This is a genomic window from Phnomibacter ginsenosidimutans (genome assembly GCF_009740285.1).
Lineage (GTDB): Bacteria > Bacteroidota > Bacteroidia > Chitinophagales > Chitinophagaceae > Phnomibacter > Phnomibacter ginsenosidimutans.
Map to the genome: position 1 here is coordinate 875,708 of NZ_CP046566.1, position 15,968 is coordinate 891,675.

Annotated in this window: 22 protein-coding genes; 19 read left to right on the forward strand and 3 right to left on the reverse strand. The window is 48.4% G+C overall.

Translation table 11 applies throughout. The features are described 5' to 3' along the window. Window positions 1-1,029: a dual-specificity RNA methyltransferase RlmN gene (gene rlmN, locus GLV81_RS03790; protein ID WP_157477022.1), complete on the reverse strand. Its 1,029-nt coding sequence runs from the start codon at window positions 1,027-1,029 to the stop codon at window positions 1-3. A gap of 149 nt (window positions 1,030-1,178) precedes the next feature. On the opposite strand from rlmN, the gene pcaF reads away from it, so the two are divergent. Genes pcaF through GLV81_RS03810 form a run of 4 tightly spaced genes read left to right on the forward strand, consistent with a single transcriptional unit; the run spans window position 1,179 to window position 3,843 of the window. After that, on the forward strand, window positions 1,179-2,384 hold the full coding sequence (pcaF, locus tag GLV81_RS03795; protein ID WP_157477024.1) for a 3-oxoadipyl-CoA thiolase: 1,206 nt from the start codon (window positions 1,179-1,181) through the stop codon (window positions 2,382-2,384). Between the two features lie 42 nt (window positions 2,385-2,426). Beyond that, window positions 2,427-2,798 carry a hypothetical protein gene (locus GLV81_RS03800; RefSeq protein ID WP_157477026.1) on the forward strand — a complete coding sequence of 124 codons (372 nt, stop codon included), beginning with the start codon at window positions 2,427-2,429 and terminating at the stop codon, window positions 2,796-2,798. A 27-nt stretch (window positions 2,799-2,825) separates the two neighbouring features. Then, window positions 2,826-3,662 (forward strand): DMT family transporter, encoded by an 837-nt coding sequence (locus GLV81_RS03805; protein ID WP_157477028.1) that lies wholly within the window; start codon window positions 2,826-2,828, stop codon window positions 3,660-3,662. Then, window positions 3,610-3,843, forward strand: coding sequence for a DMT family transporter (locus GLV81_RS03810; protein ID WP_197428909.1), 234 nt, complete (start codon window positions 3,610-3,612; stop codon window positions 3,841-3,843). The genes GLV81_RS03805 and GLV81_RS03810 overlap by 53 nt, the downstream gene beginning before the upstream one ends. On the opposite strand, the gene hisS is transcribed toward GLV81_RS03810, so the two are convergent. Together hisS and GLV81_RS03820 are read right to left on the reverse strand one after the other, a co-directional pair. After that, entirely contained in the window at window positions 3,844-5,217 is a 1,374-nt protein-coding gene (gene hisS, locus GLV81_RS03815) for a histidine--tRNA ligase (RefSeq protein ID WP_157477032.1), read from the reverse strand. 20 nt (window positions 5,218-5,237) lie between these two features. Next, window positions 5,238-5,699, reverse strand: a complete 462-nt coding sequence (locus GLV81_RS03820) for a low molecular weight protein-tyrosine-phosphatase (protein WP_246186227.1) — start codon at window positions 5,697-5,699, stop codon at window positions 5,238-5,240. A 184-nt stretch (window positions 5,700-5,883) separates the two neighbouring features. Here GLV81_RS03820 and GLV81_RS03825 point away from each other — a divergent pair, with 184 nt between their 5' ends. The 15 genes from GLV81_RS03825 to GLV81_RS03875 all read left to right on the forward strand — a co-directional run bounded on the left by GLV81_RS03825 (window position 5,884) and on the right by GLV81_RS03875 (window position 15,958). Further along, a complete protein-coding gene (locus GLV81_RS03825; RefSeq protein ID WP_157477034.1) occupies window positions 5,884-6,156 on the forward strand; it encodes a hypothetical protein in 273 nt (90 codons plus the stop codon). Continuing rightward, entirely contained in the window at window positions 6,149-7,075 is a 927-nt protein-coding gene (locus GLV81_RS03830; RefSeq protein ID WP_197428910.1) for a PstS family phosphate ABC transporter substrate-binding protein, read from the forward strand. The genes GLV81_RS03825 and GLV81_RS03830 overlap by 8 nt, the downstream gene beginning before the upstream one ends. A 137-nt stretch (window positions 7,076-7,212) precedes the next feature. Continuing rightward, on the forward strand, window positions 7,213-8,955 hold the full coding sequence (locus tag GLV81_RS03835) for a tetratricopeptide repeat protein (RefSeq protein WP_157477038.1): 1,743 nt from the start codon (window positions 7,213-7,215) through the stop codon (window positions 8,953-8,955). 131 nt (window positions 8,956-9,086) lie between these two features. Next, a complete protein-coding gene (locus GLV81_RS21045; RefSeq protein WP_281350768.1) occupies window positions 9,087-9,368 on the forward strand; it encodes an NADH-quinone oxidoreductase subunit A in 282 nt (93 codons plus the stop codon). After that, entirely contained in the window at window positions 9,334-9,444 is a 111-nt protein-coding gene (locus tag GLV81_RS21050) for a hypothetical protein (protein WP_281350818.1), read from the forward strand. The genes GLV81_RS21045 and GLV81_RS21050 overlap by 35 nt, the downstream gene beginning before the upstream one ends. A 126-nt stretch (window positions 9,445-9,570) precedes the next feature. After that, a complete protein-coding gene (locus tag GLV81_RS03845) occupies window positions 9,571-10,152 on the forward strand; it encodes an NADH-quinone oxidoreductase subunit B (RefSeq protein WP_157477040.1) in 582 nt (193 codons plus the stop codon). A 26-nt stretch (window positions 10,153-10,178) separates the two neighbouring features. Next, the gene (locus GLV81_RS03850; RefSeq protein WP_157477042.1) at window positions 10,179-10,697 is read left to right on the forward strand and encodes an NADH-quinone oxidoreductase subunit C; all 519 of its coding nucleotides are present in this window, start codon (window positions 10,179-10,181) and stop codon (window positions 10,695-10,697) included. Between the two features lie 59 nt (window positions 10,698-10,756). Beyond that, window positions 10,757-11,992: an NADH-quinone oxidoreductase subunit D gene (locus tag GLV81_RS03855; protein WP_157477044.1), complete on the forward strand. Its 1,236-nt coding sequence runs from the start codon at window positions 10,757-10,759 to the stop codon at window positions 11,990-11,992. Window positions 11,993-12,198: 206 nt separating this feature from the next. Next, the gene (locus GLV81_RS03860) at window positions 12,199-12,573 is read left to right on the forward strand and encodes an NADH-quinone oxidoreductase subunit NuoE family protein (RefSeq protein WP_246186228.1); all 375 of its coding nucleotides are present in this window, start codon (window positions 12,199-12,201) and stop codon (window positions 12,571-12,573) included. Window positions 12,574-12,641: 68 nt separating this feature from the next. Continuing rightward, window positions 12,642-12,830 carry a hypothetical protein gene (locus tag GLV81_RS19910; protein WP_246186229.1) on the forward strand — a complete coding sequence of 63 codons (189 nt, stop codon included), beginning with the start codon at window positions 12,642-12,644 and terminating at the stop codon, window positions 12,828-12,830. Next, on the forward strand, window positions 12,827-13,645 hold the full coding sequence (locus GLV81_RS19915; RefSeq protein ID WP_246186230.1) for a hypothetical protein: 819 nt from the start codon (window positions 12,827-12,829) through the stop codon (window positions 13,643-13,645). The genes GLV81_RS19910 and GLV81_RS19915 overlap by 4 nt, the downstream gene beginning before the upstream one ends. Further along, window positions 13,563-14,000, forward strand: coding sequence for an NADH-ubiquinone oxidoreductase-F iron-sulfur binding region domain-containing protein (locus GLV81_RS19920; protein WP_246186231.1), 438 nt, complete (start codon window positions 13,563-13,565; stop codon window positions 13,998-14,000). The genes GLV81_RS19915 and GLV81_RS19920 overlap by 83 nt, the downstream gene beginning before the upstream one ends. A 40-nt stretch (window positions 14,001-14,040) precedes the next feature. Continuing rightward, a complete protein-coding gene (locus GLV81_RS19205) occupies window positions 14,041-14,505 on the forward strand; it encodes a class I SAM-dependent methyltransferase (RefSeq protein WP_197428911.1) in 465 nt (154 codons plus the stop codon). Next, window positions 14,460-14,828, forward strand: a complete 369-nt coding sequence (locus GLV81_RS03870) for an FkbM family methyltransferase (RefSeq protein WP_246186232.1) — start codon at window positions 14,460-14,462, stop codon at window positions 14,826-14,828. Before GLV81_RS19205 ends, GLV81_RS03870 begins: the two co-directional genes overlap by 46 nt. Before the next feature lie 17 nt (window positions 14,829-14,845). Next, the gene (locus GLV81_RS03875; RefSeq protein WP_197428913.1) at window positions 14,846-15,958 is read left to right on the forward strand and encodes an NADH-quinone oxidoreductase subunit G; all 1,113 of its coding nucleotides are present in this window, start codon (window positions 14,846-14,848) and stop codon (window positions 15,956-15,958) included. The last annotated feature ends 10 nt before the right edge of the window (window positions 15,959-15,968 follow it).

The window sequence follows — 15,968 nt, forward strand, 5'->3', positions numbered from 1 at the left end:
CTATTTATTGGCCAACTGACCGCAGGCAGCATCAATGTCTTTGCCACGGCTGCGGCGCAGGCGGGCATTTACTTTGTGCTTGTCGAGATAGGCCATGAACGCATCCGTTTTTTCTTCGGTGGGCTTGCGGAATTGTGCCATGTCAATGGGGTTATACTCAATGATGTTGATGAGATCAGCAGGTATCTGACGGTAGAGTTTGATGAGCTCATCTGCATCTTTCAAACTATCGTTGAAAGAATCAAAAAGAATGTACTCAAGGGTAATTTCATTCTTCGTTTTTTGATAGAAATAATTCAGCGCTTCTATCAACGATTTGATGTCGTTGGTATCGTTGATGGGCATGATTTCATGCCGCTTGGCATCGTTGGCGGCATGCAGGCTCAGGGCCAGTTTAAATTTCACTTCGTCATCGCCCAGTTTCTTAATCATTTTGGCCACACCTGCGGTACTTACTGTAATGCGGCGTGGACTCATGCCCAAACCATCGGGTGCACTAATGCGTTCGATGGCCTTCAATACATTTTGATAATTGAGTAGTGGTTCGCCCATACCCATAAATACAATGTTCGTGAGCTTCTGATCGTACACCCGCAGGCTCTGCTGGTTGATGAGTACCACTTCATCGTAGATTTCATCAAACGTGAGGTTGCGTTTGCGGTCGAGATAGCCGGTGGCGCAAAACTTACAGCTGAGGCTGCAACCAATCTGGCTGCTTACACAGGCTGTTTTGCGTTCGTCGGTTGGAATCAATACGCCTTCTACCGCATGGCCATCCCAGGTTTTGAAACGGCTTTTTACCGTGCCATCGGCGCTGTATTGCGACTCGTCAATAATGAGGGCTGGCAGGCTGAAATGTTCGCCCAACTGCTGGCGCAGTTCTTTGCTCAGGTTGGTCATGTCGGCAAAACTGTGGGCCTGTTTGGTCCACAGCCATTCCCACACCTGGTTGGCCCTGAATTTTTGCAAACCCTGAGCGGTCATCCATTGGGTGAGTTCTTCCTTGCTGAGCTGGCGAATGTTTTGCATGCGGCAAAGATAAGCCGCCGGGCTGCAAAGCTTTTACTAAGAAGGAAAGCCATTGCCCGGTGCAAACTGTTTTTTGTAAAAGGTAAATGACGAAGCACCCGGAAGGATATTTTTGTTCTTCAACGGATTTAAAATCACATCTTGCCTGTATGAGTGCTGTTTATATCATTGATGCTGTTCGTACACCCATTGGCCGCTATGGCGGCGTTTTGGCTTCGGTTCGCCCCGACGATTTATTGGCCACTTCCATTCAACAATTGCTGCAACGCAACCCCTCGGTGGATGCGGCTGCTATTGAAGATGTGATAGCCGGCGCTGCCAATCAAAGCGGCGAAGACAACCGTAATGTAGCTCGTATGGCGGCACTCTTGGCGGGCTTGCCCGTAAGTGTAGCAGGCACTACGGTAAACCGCTTGTGTGCCAGTGGCCTGCAAGCCATCATGGATGCGGCAAGGGCCATTCACCATGGCGATGGCGATGTATACATAGCCGGCGGTGCCGAAAGCATGAGCCGTGCTCCGTTTGTAACGGGCAAGGCAGAATCGGCTTTTTCGCGGCAGGTAAATACGTTTGATACCACCATGGGCTGGCGCTTCATCAACAAGCAACTGGCGGCACTCTACCATCCGTACAGCATGGGCGAAACGGCAGAAAATGTGGCTCGTCAATGGCGGATCAGCCGTGAGGCACAAGATGCATTTGCCCTGCATTCGCAGCAGAAATATGCGGCTGCTTTAGCAGCGGGCAAATGGCAGGATGAGCTGGTGCCCGTAGCTGTGTACGATGCAAAAGGTCAGGTTACTCCAATCATCCAAGATGAGCACCCACGGGCTACCACTATGGAGCAACTGGCAAAGTTGAAACCGGCGTTTGTTGCATCGGGTACGGTTACTGCTGGCAACTCATCGGGCATCAATGATGGCGCCAGTGCTGTGCTGCTGGCGAACGACACTGCAGTAAAAAAGTTTGGCCTGCAGCCATTGGCCCGGGTGGTAAGTATGGCGGTAGCGGGTGTAGACCCTGCGGTGATGGGTATTGGGCCTGTGCCTGCTTCGCAAAAGGCATTGCAAAGAGCCGGCCTCAGTATCAATGACATGGATGTGATAGAATTGAATGAAGCTTTTGCGTCGCAATCGCTGGCCTGTGTGCAGGAGCTGCAAGCCGACCCGGCAAAAGTGAATGTGAACGGTGGCGCCATTGCCATTGGCCATCCGCTAGGTTGTAGCGGAGCCCGTATTTCTACCACCCTCATACACGAACTGGTACGCAGCGGCGGTCGCTACGGGCTTGCTACTATGTGCATTGGCGTAGGCCAGGGCGCAGCGGTAGTGTATGAAAACTTAAGCCGTGGCTAATTTTTATTCCTTGTAATTTTCAACTTCAAATCCTTTTACACGATGAAAAGAATTCTGGTTGTTTTACTGTTGATGATTGGTGTGGGCACTGCTGTACATGCCCAGCAAGACAGCACGCTGCAGCAATATGCCGGCAAATACATTTTTCCGCAAGGCAGTGCAGTATCCGAAGCCATGGTCAATTTTGAATCGGGCGTATTGAGCATCAGCTCTGCCATCGGTTCTGCCACATTATCAAGAATTGAAGCCGACCGCTTTTCCATTGTGGAATACAACGGCACTGCCGAATTCAAAAGAAATGATGCAGGCAAAATCGTCAGCATACATGTGGTGGTAGCCGACTTAGATGTAACAGGCACCAAAGAATCTTTCGCCAAGTTTTGGAACCACCGGATGATTTTGCAAAAACTATAAACATATAGAAGCAAACAAAAAGGACTGATGATTCAGTCCTTTTTTATTTGGCAAAAATGCTGGCTGTACATTCGCAGCACTTTGCAAACAGTACAGCAACAACAGAAGAAAGATCGGGTAGCACTTTACGGAGTGTTGATGGTGCTGTTGTCTGCAGTGTTGTTTTCGGGCAAGGCCGTGCTGGCCAAACTGGTGTACCGCCAAAGCAGCATGAGTGTGAGTGAGCTGCTGGTGCTGCGCATGTTGTTTTCGCTACCATTTTATGTGGCCATGTTGCTCATGCAATGGCAGCAGCACAAGCGAAATGCTACACATCAATCGTTCATGCGACGGTCGCATGTATTGCCTACCATTTTGTTGGGTTTGCTCGGTTATTACATCAGTTCCTTTTTCGATTTCTGGGGGCTCAAGCATATTTCTGCCGGCCTCGAAAGAGTCATCTTGTTTTCCTATCCCACCATGGTGGTGTTGTTTGGTGCCTGGTTTTTCAAAGAAAAAATTCAACGGCATCAGGTGTTGGCTTTACTGCTTTCCTACGCAGGCATTGGTGTTGCTTTTGCAGCCGATTTTGACCAGCCGCAAACGGGCAATGTTTGGATTGGTGCTGCCTTTATTGTTGGCTGCGCCATCACGTTTTCGTTGTATGTATTGTTTAGCGGAAAACTGGTGCCACAAGTTGGCGTATCTAAGTTTACGGCTGTGGCCATGCTCAGTGCAACCACCGCTATTTTTCTCCACTATTTTGTAATGGGTGGTGCTGTACAGCAACTGCTTTCATTTTCGCCGCAGGTGTATGGGTACATGCTTGTTGATGGCCGTATTTACCACAGTGGTACCATCACTGCTGGTATCAGCCGGGCTTAAGCGGGTGGGCAGCAGCAACGTGGCCATCATTAGTTCAGTGGGCCCCATCGTCACCATTTTTCAGGCATGGTATTTTCTAGGCGAACCCTTTGGCTGGCAGCAAGCCATTGGCACCGTGCTGGTAGTAGCAGGTGTACTGTGGGTAAGTAAAAAAACTACACAACAAACAAAGCCTGCCTGATTAGGCCGGCTGCCATTGAGCAGCAAAATCTTGCTGCGTCAATACCTGCTCGTTACCACTGGCCAAATGTTTCACTTTGCATATGCCTTGCTCCAGTTCGTTGGAGCCAATCACCACTACGTTGGCAATGCCTTTTTTATCGGCAAACTTGAATTGCTTGTCAAACTTTGCTTGCTCATGATACAGCATGGCAGAGATGCCGCGGCTGCGCAGTTGTTGCATCAAACCAAAGGCGGCCTTACTTTCTGCATCGCCCAAATTGAAGAACAATACCTGTGTGCCTTGCTGCACTGCTTCGGGGAAAAGTTGCAGCTCCTCCATCACATCAAAAATCCGGTCTACACCAAAGCTGATGCCTACGCCGGGAATATTCGGTACATCAAACAGGCCGGTCAAATCATCGTAGCGACCGCCGCCACCAATGCTGCCCATTTGCACACCAATGGCTTTTACTTCAAAAATGGTTCCGGTATAATAGTTGAGGCCACGTGCCAGGGTGAAATCTGTTTGTAGTTGGCAGTTTTTAGTTGGCAGTGCAGCAAATGATAAAATGTATTCCAATTCTTCAATGCCATTTTTACCTAATTCGTTTTCGCCAATGATGTTTTTGAGTTGGTCAATTTTTTCTGCATCAGTTCCTGTAATGAAAAGGTATTTTTCTATCAAGGTTATTTGCGCAGCATCTAAGCCTCGCTGTGCCAGCTCTTCTTTTACTTTATCAATGCCAATTTTATCGAGCTTGTCAATAGCAATGGTAATGTCGGTCAGCTTATCGGCACCGCCACATACTTCGGCCAGTGCAGCCAGTATTTTGCGGTTATTGATGCGTATATCAACCGGTACACCCAATTTGCTAAAAGCGGTGGCATACAGTTGCACCAGCTCCACTTCGTTTAGCAAACTTTTACTGCCCACCACATCGGCATCGCATTGGTAAAACTCACGGTAGCGGCCACGCTGCGGCCGGTCGGCCCGCCACACGGGTTGCATTTGGTAGCGTTTGTAAGGAAAAGTGAGCTGCCCATGATTCATGGCTACATAGCGGGCAAAAGGAATGGTGAGGTCGTAGCGTAAAGCCCTTTCTGTTAGGTCTTTTACATTTTTGCCCTGCAGTATTTTGTCAAAATCTTCTTTGGCCTTGGCATGCTTTTCGGGGCGGTCGAGACCGTTGTTCAAAATTTTGAAAATGAGTTTGTCGCCTTCCTCGCCATACTTACCCATCAGGGTGTCCAGGTTTTCCATGGCCGGTGTTTCCAGCGGTTCAAAACCATACAGCTGAAACACCTGCTGAATGGTGCTGAAAATAAACTGGCGTTTGCGTACCACCGAAGCGTTGAAATCACGGGTGCCTTGCGGCAAAGAAGGTTTTGACATATTGAAAAAATCAGAAAAAGTTAAGCATTGAGTTGTCGGGCAATAAAAGCATCGCAGGCAGTGCTGATGAGACGAAATACATGGTGGTAATCTTCCTCAGTGCCGTAGTAGGGGTCGGGCACGGGTTCGTTGGCACCGGGTGTTACCTCGTTCAGCAGCAGCCGGGCTTTGGCATCATTCCAGGTATGGCGGGCCATGGCCTGGGCGTCGCGGCGATTGCTTTCTTCCATAAAGAAAATTACATCAAACCGCTCCATATCGCTGGCATGAAACTGGCGGCCCCGTTGGCTGCTAATGTCTACGCCATAGTGCAGTGCCGTTTTTTGCGACAGCCGGTGTGGCGGTTCGCCCACATGCCAGCTGCCAGTGCCGGCGCTGTCAATTTCCCAGTGTAAGCCAGCTGTCCGGGCTTTGTGCCGCATAATGCCCTCTGCCAACGGGCTACGGCAAATATTTCCCAGACATACCATCAATATCTTCATGCACACACGGCTTTTTTTGCGGGGCAAAAGTAATGTTTGCCCATCAGCCTTGTGTGGAAAATGCCCCGTGCAGCATCTTAGGGGCAGAAAAAATGGCATTGAGCTTGTATACTTACAATCCGGTGACCATTGTACACACTCCACAAGCCTTGAATTGATTATCTTTCCGCCCTTTCAAAAAAATATGCAGACTCGCAAAACATCACGTCGAAAAAGTACACCCAATGTGCGGGCTATGATGGATTACTTCATGGCCTCATTGATGGTTTTCTTTGGCGTATTCATCATGTTTTCAGAAAAAATTATTGGCTACGACTATTTCGAGGGCAGCAATTTTGTGACGGGCAAAATGAAATGGGTTATAGGCGTTTTGTTCATGCTGTATGGCGTGTTCAAAGCCTACCGGGGATATGTGGCAGCCAAAATTGAAAAGGAATTTCAACATGAAGATGAATAAGAAACATAATGGTTGGGCTGTGTTTGTACTCAGCATTTTGCTGATGGCTTGTGGCAATACCGGCACGGCGCCAGCGGTTGTGTCGGACGATACGCCTACCAGTGGCCGCATTCGTATCAGCATTGATGAATCATTCAAGCCCGTTATTGATTCACAGATTAAGGTGTTTCAGTCTTCGTTTCCCAACGCAGAAATTATAGCAGAGTACAAACCAGAGGCCGAATGCCTGAAAGATTTGGAAAGCGACAGCACCCGTATGGTGATTGTTACCCGCGGCCTCAGCGAAGACGAATCCACACAGTTTGAGCAGAAGCTGGGTTTTAAGCCGGCTTGGGGCATTCTTGCCTACGATGCGGTGGCCATCGTCACCAATAAAAAGGCTAAGGACAGCACCTTTACCATGGGCGATATTAAAAACATGCTGGCGGGCAACAGCAGCTACAAATACAAAGTGGTGATGGATGGCCTCAGTGCTACCAGTACCGTTCGCTTTGCTATGGATAGCCTGCTCCGCGGCAAGCCTTTGGGTAAAAATGTAGTGGCTGCCAAAACCAGCCCCGAGGTGATTGAATATGTGGCCAATGACCCCAATGCCATTGGTATGATTGGCGTAAGCTGGATTGGCAATAGCGACGATCGGGATCAATTGAGTTTCCTTTCCAAAGTAAATGTGGCCTCGCTGGCCTGCGAAACCTGCGATGAAGACGCCTATGTAAAGCCTTATCAGGGAAACATTGCCTTGGGCCGCTATCCGCTCATCCGCAGCCTCAATTACATCGTAAAAGAAAATTATCAGGGCTTGGGCAAAGGCTTTGTGAACTTCCTGATTTATGAAAGAGGGCAACTGATTTTTAAGAGAGCCTATTTGCTACCCGGCAGAATGCAGTTTAATGTTAGAAACATGAACATAAAACAGTAAATTCTGTTAACAGATTTCTAAGAAAACCGTTGTTTTGTGCCGAAATCCCAGTCTTTTCGTCTTAGTAATATAATTTGACACCCGCACCCGCAGAAAGCACACCTAACATTGTTCATATTGCAAAAACACAACAAAGCATGATGAAACGTTTTTTTCTTTCCATGATGGCCCTCGCAGTGGCGTTTGGCGTGTATGCCCAAACTGTGCAGGAAGCTTACAAGGACCTGATGGACGGCCGTGTAGACAAGGCGCAAACCAGCTTAGAAGGTTTGCTGGCCAAAGATCCGGCCAGTGCAGAAGTGAATTATTGGTTGGGCCAGGTGTACATTACACAGGGTCAGCTACACCGCAACAGCAGCTGGCGGGATAAGGCCAAGGAAGTGTATACCAAAGCCATGACCAGCACCAATCAGAACCCATTGATTGTAGTAGCTGTGGGCCATATTGAATTGCTGGAAGGCAAGACTGCTGAAGCCATGGCTCACTTTGATGGTGCAGTGCTGGCCAGTGCAACCAAAAAGAATAAAAAGTACGGCGACCCTGTAGTGCTCAACGCCATTGTTCGGGCAAATGCAGGTGGCGACAGCAAAATTGGAGACGTGAAGTATGCTGAAACAAAAGCAGCACAAAGCGAAGAACTGATGGGTGCTACGCCGGATATGTTTGTAAGCCTGGGTATTGTGTACCTGAAAGGTGGTGGCGAAAATGGCGGTCCTGCCAAGCGGGCCTTCGAAAAAGCCATTGCTCTCGACCCCAATTTTGCGCCGGCCTACTGGCGCATTGGCAAAATTTTCGAAAGTCAGAAGAATCCTGAAATGTATCTGGACTTCTACGAAAAAGCCATCAAAGCCAGCGACAAGTTTTCACTGTCTTACCTGAGCATGTACGATCACTACAAAAACCGTGATGTAAACAAGGCCAAGGAATACATTGAACTGTTTATTGCGAATGCCGATAAGGATATCGAAACTGATTATTTCTATGCCGACTACCTGTTCCGTGCCGGTAAGTATCAGGAGTCTTTGCAAAAAGCAAAAGATATTGAAGCCAGCCTCAGCGGTGAAAAGTTCGCCAAAGTGAACAAGCTGTACAGCTTCAACTACGACCGCTTGAAGGATTCTGTGAAGGCCATGGAATACATGGAGAAATACCTGGCTCAGGAAGATGCAGATAAAATTGAAGGTGAAGATTATGCTTACATGGCTGCCTCTTACCTGAAAGTGCCAGGCAATGTTGTAAAAGCTGAAACCATGGCTGAGAAAGCTATTGGTTTGGATACATCTGTAGCGGGTAAAGTCATCATTATGGATGGTATGGCTAACGCCTACACTACTCAGCAAGATTGGGTAGGTGCTTACAAATGGATGGCCCGCAAGCAGCAGGTGAAGCCCGATAACAGTGCCCGCAACCTGTACTTCCTGAGTGATGCTGCCCTGAAAGCAAAAGAGTTTGATGCCTGCCAGTCTATTGCCAGCCAGTACATTGCCAGCTTCCCCGATCAGCCACAGGGCTATATCTTCAAATCAAGAGCAGCCATTGCTGCCGACCCCGATACAAGTAAGGGTTCAGCTATTCCTGCAATTGACGAGTATACTCAGTTTCTGATGAAAGACACTGTGAAAAACAAGGGTCGTATCATTCAGAACCACGGTTACAAAGTATTTTACTACTTGGTAAAAGCGCAGGACTATCAGAAAGCCATAGATGCTGGCAACGCCATTCTGGCAATCGATCCAGCCAACGCCTACGGTCAAATGGCGATTTCTGAAGCACAGCGTTTGCTGAAAGCCAACGGAGGCAAAGCTACCTCTGCCGCAGGCGGTAATAAACCCACTGCTGCAACAGGTGCCGGAGGCTCGCCGGGCAAATTCAGACCTTGATGGAAGTAGTTATCCACGATACTAAAAATCCCCTGCAAAACGCAGGGGATTTTTATTTACTGAAAATGAAAACTACCTACGGTTATTAGTACGCAGGAACTTATTTTTGCGGCGCAACAATTATAAGCAGCATGTATTCATTAGCCGAAGTAGTAGGAAGCCCGTCTCAATATTTACCCATCGGAATTCAGTTGCTTTTTGCCATTGGCTTTATCGCCGTGATGATAGCGGTAAGCCACTATTTGGGACCAAGACGCAACACCAGCGACAAGCTCGACAACTTTGAAAGCGGTATTGAGCAAGTAGGAAATGCCCGTCAGCCCATGGCCGTAAAAGTATTTTCTGGTAGCTATCCTGTTTGTGTTGTTCGATGTGGAAGTGATTTTTTTCTATCCCTATGCTGTCAATTTTAGAACCCTCGGATGGGATGGTTTTTGGGCAGTATTGATGTTTGTAGGTTTCTTTTTGCAGGCTTTACCTACATCATAAAAAAAGGAGCCTTGAAATGGGAAGATTGATGCCAACACTATAACCAACAGTCATTTCAGCAAAACATTTTGAGCTGAAATCGGTTATCGAAGCATCAGTTTTCTTTCACCAGTCAAATAATAGCGTATGAGTGATTTGATATATCAGGGACGCCCCGTACGATTTAACAGCGGCATCAAAATAGCCGAAGCACCTCCCGGCATTGAAGGCGAAGGTTTTTTCGTTACCAAGCTGAGCGAAGTAGTAGGCCTTGGCCGTAAAAATTCTTTGTGGCCACTGCCATTTGCTACCAGCTGTTGTGGTATCGAATTCATGGCCACCATGGGTAGCCACTACGATATTGCCCGATTCGGTAGCGAAAGGGTAGGCTTTAGCCCCCGCCAGTGCGACCTACTGATGGTGATGGGTACCATTGCCAAAAAAATGGGCCCTGTATTGCGCCAGGTGTATTTGCAAATGGCCGAGCCCCGCTGGGTACTTTCTGTTGGCGCCTGTGCCTCTTCTGGTGGCATTTTTGATACCTACAGTGTGTTGCAAGGCATCGATCAGGTAATACCTGTAGATGTGTATGTACCCGGTTGCCCGCCACGGCCCGAAGCCATTCTGGATGGCCTGATGAAAATTCAGGACCTGGTGGGTAAAGAAAGCATCCGCCGCCGCAACGGAGAGCAATACAAAGCATTGCTCAGCGAATACGGCATTCAATAATCCAATTATCATTAAGACCTTTTTCAATGGGGCTTACCTACGAAACCATACAAGAAAAACTGAACGGGCAATTTGGCGCCGACAACCTGCAGTGGGAAAATACTTACGACCAACTGACGGTAACGGCACCCAAAGAACTCAACCTGAAAATTCTTCAGTTTTTGTTTGATGATGAAACGCTGGCCTTTCGGTTTCTGACCGATATCTGCGCCGTTCATTATCCCGACAATACCGGTGCCGAACTGGCCGTGGTGTATCACCTGCACAACCTGGTAGCCAATGTGCGGCTGCGGATGAAAGTATTCACAGCCATCGAAAAGCCAGATGTGTACACCGCCACCAGCTTGTTTCCCGGAGCCAACTGGATGGAACGGGAGACCTACGATTTCTATGGCATCAACTTCGTGGGCCATCCCAAGCTCAAGCGTATTCTCAACGTAGATGAAATGGACTATTTCCCGCTGCGCAAAGAGTATCCGCTGGAAGACCAGAGCCGCATCGACAAAGACGATGAGATGTTTGGCCGTGGCGGTTCGTACAACTAACCGGCCCGGATAAAGATTTTTAACGACAGCATTAAAGCTCTCACAAGAGCCTGAAGCATATGAGTGAGCAATCAGTAATACACCACATTCCACTGCCCGAAGGCAGCATTCAAAAGCAAACCACCACCATGAACCTGGGGCCTACGCACCCGGCTACGCATGGTGTGTTTCAGAATGTGGTAGAATTGGATGGTGAAACCATTGTAGATACAGAACAAACCGTGGGCTACATCCACCGGGCATTTGAAAAACTGGCCGAACGTCGTCCGCTGTATCAGGTAACGCCTATTACCGACCGACTGAACTATTGCAGCAGCCCCATTAACAACATGGGCTGGCATACCACCTGCGAAAAACTACTGGGTATCCAAACACCCAAGCGGGTAGATTATCTGCGGGTAATCATCATGGAGCTGGCCCGTATTGCCGATCACCTCATTTGCAACTCTATCGTAGGTGTGGATACGGGTGCTTACACTGGCTTCCTGTATGTGATGCAGTATCGTGAATTGATTTATGAAATTTACGAAGAAGTATGCGGCAGCCGATTGACTACCAACATTGGTCGCATTGGTGGTTTCGAACGCAACTTTAACGACACTGCATTTACGAAGATTGAAAAGTTCCTGAAAGAATATCCTGTGGTACTCAAAGAGTTTGAAAACCTCTTTAGCCGCAACCGAATTTTCATGGATCGTACACAAGGTACTGGCGCCATTAGCGCCGAAAGAGCGTTGGCGTACAGCTTTACCGGCCCCAACCTGCGGGCTGCCGGTGTAGACTACGATGTACGTGTAGCCAAGCCTTACAGCAGCTACGAAGATTTCCAGTTCGATATTCCTGTAGGTACCACCGGCGATAACTACGACCGATTTATGGTACGCAATGGCGAAATGTGGCAGAGCCTCAGCATTATTGAACAAGCCATGCAAAAGCTGGCACAGTTCAAAGGTGCCGAAGCCGATGTGTACCACGCCGATGTACCGGAATATTACCTGCCCGAAAAGAAAGACGTTTACACCAAGATGGAAGCGCTGATCCGGCACTTCAAAATCATCATGGGTGAAATAGAAATGCCGAAGGGTGAAGTATACCACGCTGTAGAAGGTGCCAACGGTGAGTTGGGCTACTACCTCATCAGCGATGGTGGCCGTACACCATACCGCTTGCATTTCCGTCGTCCTTGCTTCATTTACTATCAGGCTTACCCCGAGCTGGTAAAAGGGGCTATGCTGAGTGATGCCATCGTTACCATGTCGTCGCTCAACCTGATTGCAGGTGAGCTGGACGCATAAACTGAAGTGCGAAGGACGAGGGTAGAAGTACGAAGAGGAAGTAGGAATTGAGATTGTAAACCGGAATTTGATTAACTGAAATATGGTACAGTTTTCACAAGAAAATTTGGCGAAGGTGGAAGAAATCATCGCCCGTTATCCTGAAGGAAGGCAGAAAAGTGCACTCATGCCTTTGCTGCATTTGGCACAGGAACAAGTGGGGATGGTTGAGTGCCGAAACCATGGATTATGTAGCCGGCTTGCTGAAGCTGGAACCCATTGAAGTATATGAGGTAGCTACCTTCTACACCATGTACAATCTGAAGCCTGTTGGCAAGCATGTGTTTGAGGTTTGTCATACCGGACCTTGCATGCTGCGGGGTAGCGACGACATTCTGGCTTACATCAAAGAAAAGCTGGGCATTGGCGTAGGCGAAACAACTGCCGATGGTTTGTTTACCCTCAAAACTGCCGAATGCCTGGGTGCTTGCGGATACGCTCCCATGATGCAAATGGGTAAGTATTACAAAGAGCATCTCACCAAAGAAAAAGTAGACCGCATAATAGAAGAGTGCAGAGCTCAGGCAGCCGCCAACAACTAAGCACTTTTCGGCAACGAATATTTTAGATAAGAGTACCATAACCCTGCATAGCAGGCTAAAGCAATAGCATGGGACGTAAATTATTGTTGGAAAAAGCACATGTAGAAGGCATTCGCTACTACGACGTTTACCGCCGCGAAGGTGGCTACCGGAGTGTAGAGAAAGCGCTGAAAAGCATGACGCCCGATGAAGTAACAGAAGAAGTGAAAAAAGCGGTCTGCGTGGCCGTGGCGGTGCCGGTTTTCCTACCGGTATGAAGTGGAGCTTTTTGGCCAAGCCAGAAGGCGTGCCCCGCTACCTGGTGGTAAATGCCGATGAATCGGAGCCCGGTACTTTTAAAGACCGCTACCTGATGGAGTTTATTCCGCATTTGCTCATCGAGGGTATCATCACTTCATCTTATGCATTGGGTGCCAATAGTGCATACATCTACATCCGTGGTGAGTACGCCTGGATTCCTGATATTCTGGAGCAAGCCATTGCCGAAGCCAAGAACAATGGCTGGCTGGGTAAAAACATTTTGGGCACCGGTTACAACCTCGAAGTATATGTACAGCGTGGTGGTGGTGCTTATATCTGTGGTGAAGAAACAGCCCTCATCGAAAGCCTGGAAGGCAAGCGGGGCAACCCTCGCATTAAGCCGCCATTCCCTGCGGTAAAAGGTTTGTGGGATTGCCCAACCGTGGTGAACAACGTTGAAACTATTGCTGCTGTAGTACCCATCATTAATAACGGTGGTGATGACTATGCAAAGATTGGTGTAGGCCGTTCTACAGGTACCAAGCTCATGAGTGCCTGCGGTAATATCAACAAACCTGGTGTGTACGAAATTGATATGACCATCAGTGTAGAAGAATTCATTTTCAGCGATGAATACTGTGGTGGTATTGCCAACGGCAAACGCCTGAAAGCCTGTATTCCCGGTGGTTCTTCTGTACCCATTTTGCCTGCTAACCTGCTTGCTGAAAACCGCCAAAGGCGAACAGCGTATGATGCACTACGAAGGCCTGAGCGACGGTGGTTTTGCTACCGGCTCTATGATGGGTTCTGGTGGTTTTATTGTGTTGGATGAAGACCAGTGCATTGTAAAACACACTTATACATTGGCCCGCTTCTATCGTCATGAGAGTTGTGGTCAGTGTTCACCTTGCCGCGAAGGCACCGGCTGGATGGAAAAGATTTTGTGGCGCCTGGAAAATGGTCAGGGCAAACTGAGTGACATTGATTTGCTGGTAGACATTCAAAGCAAGATTGAAGGCAACACCATTTGCCCCTTGGGCGATGCGGCCGCATGGCCCGTGGCTGCTGCCATCCGTCATTTCCGCGATGAGTTTGAATGGCATGTGAACAATCCGAAGGAGTGCTTACAGCGCAACTACGGTTTGGCCCACTATGCCGATCCGATTCATGTACCGGTAACTGCGTAAATAAACAGGGCGGAGACAAGCCAACGCAACTGCTATGACCTTGTCGAAACTCATATACATACCCCGTGCAGTGGGCGACTGCATACAAGTTCTTTTCCATCATTCGCTTTCGTGGCCATGGCGATGGTCGCTGATGAAAGCACTGCTACAATTGAAGTGGACTTTGTGGCGGCATCCGGCGCAGCAATCTGTGTCCGTTATGCTGCAGCAACAGCCGCTTCTTTTTTCCAACCATAGCGATGCACAAACATTGCTGAAAGAAATTTGGTTGCAGCAAGTGTATCAGCCACAAACGCCTTTGCCAGCAAATGCCCGCATGCTCGATCTGGGTGCCAACATTGGCAACAGTAGTGCATACATGATGCGGTTACACGGTGTAAACACTGTGGTAGCCTACGAACCCGATGCTCAAAATTTTTGTTGCTGCAACAAAATTTGGGACATCATTCATCGGTTCAGTTGCATCAGCAGGCTGTTGGCACAAAACACGAAACAAGATCCATAGCACTGAGCCATGCGTCGGGCATCAACAAGCAATTTGATGTGCCTGGTACTGATGCGGTGATTTCGGTAGCAGACATTGCAGATGTGTTGGCTCCCGGTTTCGACCTGGTGAAAATGGATATTGAAGGAGCAGAGTGGCCATTGCTGCAACGCATTGCCACACTCAACCTGCTGCAGAAAGCGAATTACTGGATGATTGAATTACATGCTTTGCATGCACATACTGCTGAATGGGCAACCATCACAGCTTTATGTACGGAACAAGGCTATCAAATGGATCGAATAGACTGTGTTTGGCATTTGTATAAAATGCCGGACCGCTAAAATGAAGGATTCAACATATGTCGGACCAACTGTTGAAAGTAACCATTGATAACATTACGGTAGAAGTACCGAATGGCACCACTATTTTGCAGGCAGCCCGCAAAATTGGCGGTGATGTTACGCCGCCTGCAATGTGCTTTTACACGCCATTGAAAGGTAGCGGTGGTAAGTGCAGAACCTGCCTGGTGGAAGTGAGCAAGGGCTCTGAAAAAGACCCTCGCCCCATGCCGAAGCTGGTAGCCAGTTGCCGTACCACCGTAATGGATGGTATGGAAATAAAAAGCATTACCAGCCAGCGGGTGTTGGATGCCCGTGCTGGTGTGGTAGAATTTTTGCTGCTCAATCATCCGCTGGATTGCCCCATTTGCGATCAGGCCGGCGAATGCCACCTGCAAGACCTGAGCTACGAGCATGGCAAAAACGGTACCCGATACGAGTTTCAGCGCCGCACATTCAAAAAGCGTGACCTCGGCCAGTACATTCAACTGCACATGACGCGTTGCATTCTTTGCTATCGTTGCGTATTTACTGCCGATCAGGTTTCTGAAAAGCGGGTGCATGGTGTACTCGACCGTGGCGACCATGCTGAAATTGCTACGTACATTGAGAAGAACCTCAACAACGAATTCATTGGCAACGTCATTGACGTTTGCCCCGTTGGTGCATTAACTGATAAAACATTCCGATTCAAAAACCGTGTTTGGTTTACCAAGCCTATGACAGCACACCGCGATTGCGACAAGTGCTGCGGCGAAGTAACCTTATGGATGCGTGGCGATGAAGTATTTCGTGTAACAGCCCGCAAGGATGAATGGGGTGAAATAAAGACCAGCGAAAAAACAGGCAAGACCGGTTGGATTTGCAACGACTGCCGTTTTGATAAAAAGAAAGCCAGCGACTGGACCATAGAAGGACTGGCACCTATCGATCGTCATTCGGTAATTGGACAGGGTAAATACAAAGGCCTGAAGAAGCCGGAAGAAACCATTGAGAAAGTGCTGGATGGCCGCAAGCCTCGTTTGCTCATGGACATTCACAGTGTGAGTGAGGTAAACAATCCGGCGATTGAACTGAGCGAAATCAACGGTCCTGCAACCAGTGCTGTATTTAAGAAAAACAATCACGAATAATCAATAAGCA

Bases quoted from the DNA above. Each gene is read 5' to 3' on its own strand.
- rlmN (WP_157477022.1), bottom strand. From the start codon at position 1,029: ATGCAAAACATTCGCCAGCTCAGCAAGGAAGAACTCACCCAATGGATG.
- GLV81_RS03875 (WP_197428913.1), top strand. From the start codon at position 14,846: ATGTCGGACCAACTGTTGAAAGTAACCATTGATAACATTACGGTAGAA.
- GLV81_RS19910 (WP_246186229.1), top strand. From the start codon at position 12,642: ATGGGACGTAAATTATTGTTGGAAAAAGCACATGTAGAAGGCATTCGC.
- GLV81_RS21045 (WP_281350768.1), top strand. From the start codon at position 9,087: ATGTATTCATTAGCCGAAGTAGTAGGAAGCCCGTCTCAATATTTACCC.
- GLV81_RS03820 (WP_246186227.1), bottom strand. From the start codon at position 5,699: ATGAAGATATTGATGGTATGTCTGGGAAATATTTGCCGTAGCCCGTTG.
- GLV81_RS19920 (WP_246186231.1), top strand. From the start codon at position 13,563: ATGATGCACTACGAAGGCCTGAGCGACGGTGGTTTTGCTACCGGCTCT.
- hisS (WP_157477032.1), bottom strand. From the start codon at position 5,217: ATGTCAAAACCTTCTTTGCCGCAAGGCACCCGTGATTTCAACGCTTCG.
- GLV81_RS03855 (WP_157477044.1), top strand. From the start codon at position 10,757: ATGAGTGAGCAATCAGTAATACACCACATTCCACTGCCCGAAGGCAGC.
- GLV81_RS03810 (WP_197428909.1), top strand. From the start codon at position 3,610: ATGGCCGTATTTACCACAGTGGTACCATCACTGCTGGTATCAGCCGGG.
- GLV81_RS03835 (WP_157477038.1), top strand. From the start codon at position 7,213: ATGATGAAACGTTTTTTTCTTTCCATGATGGCCCTCGCAGTGGCGTTT.
- GLV81_RS03805 (WP_157477028.1), top strand. From the start codon at position 2,826: ATGATTCAGTCCTTTTTTATTTGGCAAAAATGCTGGCTGTACATTCGC.
- GLV81_RS03800 (WP_157477026.1), top strand. From the start codon at position 2,427: ATGAAAAGAATTCTGGTTGTTTTACTGTTGATGATTGGTGTGGGCACT.
- GLV81_RS03830 (WP_197428910.1), top strand. From the start codon at position 6,149: ATGAATAAGAAACATAATGGTTGGGCTGTGTTTGTACTCAGCATTTTG.
- GLV81_RS03845 (WP_157477040.1), top strand. From the start codon at position 9,571: ATGAGTGATTTGATATATCAGGGACGCCCCGTACGATTTAACAGCGGC.
- pcaF (WP_157477024.1), top strand. From the start codon at position 1,179: ATGAGTGCTGTTTATATCATTGATGCTGTTCGTACACCCATTGGCCGC.
- GLV81_RS03825 (WP_157477034.1), top strand. From the start codon at position 5,884: ATGCAGACTCGCAAAACATCACGTCGAAAAAGTACACCCAATGTGCGG.
- GLV81_RS19915 (WP_246186230.1), top strand. From the start codon at position 12,827: ATGAAGTGGAGCTTTTTGGCCAAGCCAGAAGGCGTGCCCCGCTACCTG.
- GLV81_RS03850 (WP_157477042.1), top strand. From the start codon at position 10,179: ATGGGGCTTACCTACGAAACCATACAAGAAAAACTGAACGGGCAATTT.